Below are 6,725 nucleotides of genomic sequence, written 5' to 3'. Positions count from 1 at the left end.
GGCCTGGTGCTGATCGGCGACGCGGCGCACACCCTCACCCCGATCCTCGGCCAGGGCGTCAATCACGCCCTGCTCGACGCCGTGACCCTCGCTCCCCTCGTGGCCGGCGCCCTCGCCTCCCCGAATCCGGCTACCGCGCTCGACGAGGCTACAGCGACCTTCCAGCGCGAACGCGAACCCTCCGTCAAGATCTCCCGCGACATCCAGCTGCGCCAGGAACGCGCCTTCGCCATTTCCCGGCCGCTCGGCGTGGTCCTGCGCAAGACCGCATATCGCGTCGTGAACCGCAGTAACCGCTTGAAGCGGCGCATCATGACAGGCGTCTACTACGGTCTCCAGTCCGCCGTCGCCTCCGGCCATCAGACCCTTCACCTGACCCCTACGCTCCCGCCCCCCGCTCCACCTGCGCCCTGCCCTCCCGGCCTCCCCTATCCCTTCACCCGCCCCTCCGCTCTCGACCCCAGCCCCGAATACGCCGAGCTACGGTCGCGCTGCCCCGTCGCCAAGGTCACCATGCCCAGCGGCGATCCCGCCTTCCTGGTGGCGGGCTACGACGGCGTGCGCACCGTCCTGTCCGATCCCCGATTCAGCCGCGAGGCCACCACGCGCCCCGACGCGCCGCGCATCTCCGCGGCCCCGCAGCAGTTCAAGAGCCTGCTGAACATGGATCCGCCAGAACACACCCGGGTGCGCAAGCTCGTCTCGCGGGAGTTCACCGCCCGCCGCGTCGCCGCGCTGCGCCCGCGCATCCAAGAGCACACCGACGCCCTGCTCGACGCGATGGAGCGGGCCGAACCGCCCGTCGACCTCGTCGCGGCCCTCTCCTTCCCGCTGCCCATCTCAGTGATCTGCGAACTGCTCGGCGTTCCGTTCGAGGACCGCAAGCTGTTCACCGGCTGGTCGGCGGCGTTCCTCTCCACGACCGCGCTGCCCGCCGGCGAGATCCTCGCCGCGCAGGTCGCCCTGCGCGACTACATGGCCGCCCTGGTCGCCGGCAAGCGTGACGACCCAGGTGACGACCTGCTCTCCGCCCTCGTCGCCGTGCACGACGGGGACGAGGGCCGACTGAGCGAGGAGGAGCTGATCTTCCTCGGCATCAGCCTCCTGGTGGCGGGTCACGAGACCACCGCGAACCAGATCTCGAACAGCGTGTTCGCGCTGCTCACCCGGCATGAGCACGAGGGACTGCGAGCCGAGCTGCAGCACCCGGACACAATCGAGCGCGCCGTCGAGGAGCTGCTGCGGATGTACCCGCCGGGAGACGAGGCGCTGCTGCGCATCACGCTCGAGGACGTGCCCCTGGACGGCACGCTCATCCCGGCAGGCTCCGCCGTCCTACCCTCTCTCAGCTCCGCGAATAGGGATGGCGCTCAGTACCCTGACGCCGATAGACTGGATACCGACAGGGGGGCGAATCCGCATCTGACCTTCGGGCACGGGGCGCACTACTGCCTCGGGTCCGGTCTCGCCCGCGCGGAACTCCGGATCGCTCTCAGCTCCCTGCTACGCCGGTTCCCCGCACTGCGCCTGGCCTCGCCGGCCACCGAGATCAGCCGCCCCACCGGACGCCTCGTGCACGGTGTCAGCACCCTGCTCGTCACCTGGTGAACGCCAGTGGGACCCGTGTTGCGAAAGACGAATCATCCCCAAGCGACCTAAGCGCTACTAAAGCCGCCCCGCCTAGCGTCGTGCGCGAGGTGCGGCGACACCGCTCCCGACCTGCGGGACCGGCGCCCGGCCGGTCTTCCGAAAAGGAGAAGCTGTGACTACTGACTCTGCCATGGTGCCACGCGCCGGCACAGCGGACCCGCGACGCTGGTGGATCCTCGTCATCGTGTCCTTCGCGCAATTCGTACTCGCCATCGACGGGTCGATCGTGAACGTGATGGGGCCGCGGCTGAAGGAGGCCATCGGCCTTTCCACCACCGGCCTGCAATGGGTGATGAACATCTACGTGCTGCTGTTCGGCGGGCTGCTGCTGCTGGGCGGGCGGCTCGCGGACGTGATCGGCCGCAAGCAGATCTTCCTGATCGGCCTGCTGGTCTTCACCGCGGCCTCGTTCGCGGCCGGCCTCTCGCACACCGAGGCCGAGCTGCTGGCGGCGCGCGCGGTGCAGGGCCTGGCCGCGGCGGCGCTGTCTCCGGCCTCGCTGTCCATCGTGGTGACCGTCTTCCCAGACCCCGATGAGCGAAAGAAGGCCTTCGGCGTCTGGGGCACGATCATCGGCGTCGGGGCGAGCATGGGCACCCTGCTGGGCGGCGCGATCGCCGACGCCGACTGGCGCTGGGCGTTCTGGCTGAACGTGCCGATCGGCGTGATCGTCGCGGCCGGCACCTTCGCCTGGGTGCACATCCCGCGGCCCAGCGGCAAGCGCCCGTCGACCGACCTGCTCGGCGCGCTGACCGCGACCGGCGGCCTGCTGCTGCTGGTCTACGGGATCATCAACAGCAGCATCCACAGCTGGACCGCGCCCGCGACCGTGGCCAGCTTCGCCTCCTCCGCGGTGCTCCTGGTCGCCTTCGTGTTCGTCGAGGCCCGCAGCAAGGCGCCGCTGGTTCCGCTGCGGCTGTTCCGTTCCCGCGCGGTGCTGGCCGGCGGGTTCGGCGAGTTCCTGACCGCCGCGCTGATGATGCCGCTGTTCTTCATGCTGCCGCTGTACATGCAGGAGGTGCAGGGTTACAGCCCGCTCAAGACCGGTCTGGCCTGGTTGCCGACCAGCATCGGCATCATGGTCTTCGCGAGCTTCGCGCCGAAGCTGATCATGAAGACCGGGCCGCGCACGATGTACCTGGCCGGTACCGGCGTGCTGGTGGCGGTGGTGGCCCTGGCCATCGGCATCCCGCTGCACGGCGGCTACGCGCGCTTCATGCTGCCGCTCTCGGCGCTGTTCGGCCTCGGCCTGGTGCTGTGCCTCATCCCGACCCCGATCGTCGGCACGTCTCAGGCTACTGAGCAGGACGCGGGCACCACCTCGGCGCTGCTCAACGCGTCGACGCAGATCGGCGCGGGCTTCGGCATCGCGGTCAGCGTCACGGTGCTCAACAGCCGCGTCTCGCACCTTCTCGAGGCCGGCCAGCCGTACCAGACGGCGCTGGTGCACGGCCTGAGCCGGGCGTTCATCGTCCTGGCGGTGTTCCTCGGCCTGAGCATGCTCAACGGCTTCTTCACCTTCCGCGGCCTCGGCGGCGCATCCGAGCAGGGCGCTGCGAACCCCGGCCAGGCAGAGGGCGCGGTGGCCGCGGCAGCGGATCCCGCCCTCGAAATCGGCTGACCGCCTTCCCCCAACGGTCGCCGAACCAGGCCGCCGGCCGCCCGCTCTCCCCGGACGGACCGGCGGCCTTCGCCGTGCCCGCCGAGGAACCGCGACGCACGAGCCGTCGCAACCCGGATTGCCTGTGCCTGTTGATCATCGCATTGACCGCGTCGTCGGACAGGCGCTGAGTATCGGCGGCGAACTCCTCCAGGATCCGCCACAGGTATTTGCCCGGCGTCCCCTGCAGTTCGCGTTCGCGCTCGACGAACGGGGCCAGCGCCGCCCAGATGCGAAGCGTTCGGTACTGAACCATCGCGTCGATGCGCTTGTCGAGGATATCGAGCAGGCGCAGGGTGGCGATCCCTTGAAAGAGCCCTGCGACGTCGTACACCGCCGCTCGCGCCTCTTCCGGCAGACCGGATATCCCGAGCTGCGCATCGAATTCGGCAAGTCGCTCAACGACGAAGCGGTAGTGGTCGTTGAAATGCAGGGACCGAAACTGTCTCGTCAGGTCGATGTACGCGGGGATGTGGTTGGCCCGGCGCATCAAGACCGACTGCTGGACCGCGAGGAAGGTGGAGCAGGCCAAGGCGAGCGCGGAAAGCGCGACGGCGACGACGTTCCACAGCATGGAGCTCCCCCCAGAGCGCGCGCTAACACGATCCTCGTGCTGTGCGGGGATGGCCGACCATCCCAAGCTAAGCATTCCCCCGATCGGACTCAGTCACCCCCGAGCCTCGGTCCGCCAGGGCGTCGGCCACGGGCGGCAAGTCCTGGATCTCATCCTCGGCGAGTTCGGCGCCGGCCAGCAGTGCGAGGCACCGAACGGCCTCGCTGTACACCCGGTAGGGCACCACGCCGAGCGGCACCGGTTGACGCTGCCGGTCGCGTCGGCGATGGAATCGGGCGCGGCCGCAGCGAACCGTCTCGCCGTCGAGAGTCACTTCGAGTGCGCAGGTCAGCTGGGCCTCGGCGTACTCACGCAAGCACAGACCGCCGGGCACGTCGTCGGCGTCGGGGCGGGGCCGGGCGTTCGAAGGGGTGGGCCGCCATTGCCAGCGCCGGGCCCGAGCCGTCGCCGTGAAAGCCGCGTAGTCCGCCTCCCAGCCGGCGTAGTCGGTCACGAACAAGCCGTCGTAATCCGGCGGCCTCTTGGTGTGCCACCGGGCAATCTGCGGAAACGGCTGGCCGGACGGGAGGTTCGGCAGGTACCGGCGCCAGCTGGCCAGCGACGCCGCACTAGCGGCACCCGGATGCCAGAGCTCTACCATGGCCTCTGGCCCACCCGGCATCGCAGATGTCACAGCCGTCGCAGAGATCGCATTCGTCACGGTCGCACTGTGGCCGTCCACCGCCAGGAGCCCACCGCCGAGCGCCGGGATGATCTCGCACGCGCTCCCCTCAGCCGGATACAGCCGCCATACCAGCCGACAGGCCACGGCCCGGGTGATCGGGTGTTCCAGATAGAGCTTGCTCCAGTCCGCCAGCGGCCAAGTGCGCTGGGTGGAGAGCAGATCCTCGACGCGATTTAGTTCCCTGGCATACGTGGACTCGATGTCCCGGACGCGCTTTTCCACCGCGTGCCGCGCGTGCTCGTCGCCCGGCGTGCCGGCGTCTACGACCTCGACGACGCGCACGTCGCCCGACGGCAAGAGTTCCAGCGTGGCGGCGCGGTCGCGGGTGGCGAGGGAAACCTTCGCGTCCTTGTCGAGGCCGTGCCGCGGCACGCGCAGTTCGGCAATCCGGTCGGCCTCCGGAGCGTCAGCCGACGCGATGCGGTCAAGGGCGAGCAGGATCTGCGCCTTCACACGTTTGGCAGGAGCCAGCCGGGCGGCACTCATGAGCTCGTCGATCGCGCGCGGAGTGGCTAACTCACCGAGAATGCTGATACAGGCGTTGCGCAGCAGCGGCGAATCCACGGACCAAGGCTCTGTCAGCACTCTGTGCAGGATCGCGCCAGTCGTATCGGCCGTGCGGTCCGGGTCGGTCGAGAAGCGCGCCGCAGCCCACAGAGCGTTCACCGCGGTCACCGTGTTGACTTCGCACACGAGCAGCGGCCGGGCATCGGTCAGCTGCGCGCCGATCGAGGAAGGCGGGGTGATCGGAACCGCATCGCGCAGAGCAGCCACCATCTGCTGCAGCGCCGCGAGGGTCCGCAGGTCGTGTCGGTGCCGGTCGACCTCTTCCCGCCAATCAGGGTCCTGCCATGGCCGCGCGCCGCGATCCGTCTGAAGCTCGAGCGCATCAAGCCGCTGCATTTGAAGCTCGGAGAGCCTCGCCTCCAGGAAAGCCGCCCAGCCGTCCGCACCGGGCAGCCGAAGCCGCGCCTCGTCCGGCGCCGCGGAGCCGAACCAGCGCGGGATTCTCATGGTCTGACGATATCGCCGAACCTCTGCGCTGCTCACAGCCAATCCGGCGCATCCATCGCGGCAGATCAGCCGCCTTGCTGCCGCTAAACCGCAGTCCATCACACCCGGCGACTCGCACGTAGCCGGCGGTGCGGGACACCGATCCTCCCTGGCGCCCGGCACCGCCGCTACGCTCAAGCCATGGATGAACAAGGTCGGCATCTAGTCTGGCAAGTCACCGAGACGGCGGGATTCGAAGCCGCCTGGCTCAACCTCGACGGGATGATTCTCAGCGCCACCGGCCGAACCGTCGGGCAGCTTCCCGAGCCGTACTGGCTGACGTACACGTTGCAAACCGACGATCGTGCCGCGACCACCCGACTGCAGGTCACCGCTACCACCGCCAACGCGCAGTACGAGTTGGACCTGCGGCGAGACGGCGGGACGTGGAACGTGGATGGCCAGCCACGCGCCGACCTCGCCGGCGCGCTGGACTGCGACTTGGCCTGCTCGCCGGTCACCAACACCATGCCGATCATCCGACACGGCTTGCAGCACGGTCCTGGCGAGCATCGGTTCCTCATGGCGTTCGTACAGGTGCCGACGCTGCGCGTGGTCGCATCCCAGCAGTCGTATACACACCTCGGGCTGACTCAGGACGCGGCACGCGTACGCTACGCGTCGGGAACGTTTGTCAGCGATCTGACCGTGGATCGGGACGGACTGGTCATCGATTACCCGACAATGGCGCACCGCATTCCCGCTGGGACCACGGTGACAGCCGAGCAGCGAATTGGCGGACCTGGCTCACCTCGTCCCAGCAGTTCCTCTTAGAATCTACCCGCATCTTCTGATCATGTGATGCGTCGAGAACACCACCAGTAACAGGAGCCTTCATCACGCCACCCGAACGATCACCAGGCGAGACACCTCACATCAGAGATGCAGGACAGCTTCTTAGTTAACCCAGAGAATCGAGCACGTGACAACGGCTGTGGATAGACCGCAGAAGAGCACCGCAGCGACAAAACCTCGCTTCCTCTGTTCCACGTAGCCCATCGACCGGTATGCACTACGGCCATGCGGCACCACGAGCGCGAGAAGCGAGAGCCCCGTGACGATGC

General features: G+C 68.5%; 5 protein-coding genes. 3 read left to right on the top strand and 2 right to left on the bottom strand.

What is annotated here, in order from left to right:
- A partial coding sequence (locus tag VFA06_RS03175) for a cytochrome P450 (RefSeq protein WP_324838845.1) occupies window positions 1–1,608 on the top strand: 1,608 nt, incomplete at its 5' end.
- A 154-nt stretch (window positions 1,609–1,762) separates the two neighbouring features.
- Window positions 1,763–3,271, top strand: a complete 1,509-nt coding sequence (locus tag VFA06_RS03170) for an MFS transporter (RefSeq protein WP_324838844.1) — start codon at window positions 1,763–1,765, stop codon at window positions 3,269–3,271.
- Here the strand turns inward: VFA06_RS03170 and VFA06_RS03165 are convergent.
- The gene (locus VFA06_RS03165; RefSeq protein ID WP_324838843.1) at window positions 3,165–3,884 is read right to left on the bottom strand and encodes a DUF4760 domain-containing protein; all 720 of its coding nucleotides are present in this window, start codon (window positions 3,882–3,884) and stop codon (window positions 3,165–3,167) included. The genes VFA06_RS03170 and VFA06_RS03165 overlap by 107 nt on opposite strands.
- Before the next feature lie 67 nt (window positions 3,885–3,951).
- On the bottom strand, window positions 3,952–5,823 hold the full coding sequence (locus tag VFA06_RS03160) for a DUF4132 domain-containing protein (RefSeq protein ID WP_324838842.1): 1,872 nt from the start codon (window positions 5,821–5,823) through the stop codon (window positions 3,952–3,954).
- Here VFA06_RS03160 and VFA06_RS03155 point away from each other — a divergent pair.
- Window positions 5,803–6,435: a putative glycolipid-binding domain-containing protein gene (locus VFA06_RS03155; RefSeq protein WP_324838841.1), complete on the top strand. Its 633-nt coding sequence runs from the start codon at window positions 5,803–5,805 to the stop codon at window positions 6,433–6,435. The genes VFA06_RS03160 and VFA06_RS03155 overlap by 21 nt on opposite strands.
- Window positions 6,436–6,725: the final 290 nt, after the last annotated feature.

This window comes from Actinocrinis sp., from assembly GCF_035653575.1.
GTDB lineage: Bacteria > Actinomycetota > Actinomycetes > Streptomycetales > Catenulisporaceae > Actinocrinis.
The sequence above is the reverse complement of the archived record's forward strand: the minus strand, read 5'-3'. Positions and strand labels throughout refer to the sequence as shown.

Excerpts from the sequence above, each read along its gene's own strand:
- VFA06_RS03155 (WP_324838841.1), top strand. The coding sequence starts at position 5,803 with ATGGATGAACAAGGTCGGCATCTAGTCTGGCAAGTCACCGAGACGGCG.
- VFA06_RS03160 (WP_324838842.1), bottom strand. The coding sequence starts at position 5,823 with ATGCCGACCTTGTTCATCCATGGCTTGAGCGTAGCGGCGGTGCCGGGC.
- VFA06_RS03165 (WP_324838843.1), bottom strand. The coding sequence starts at position 3,884 with ATGCTGTGGAACGTCGTCGCCGTCGCGCTTTCCGCGCTCGCCTTGGCC.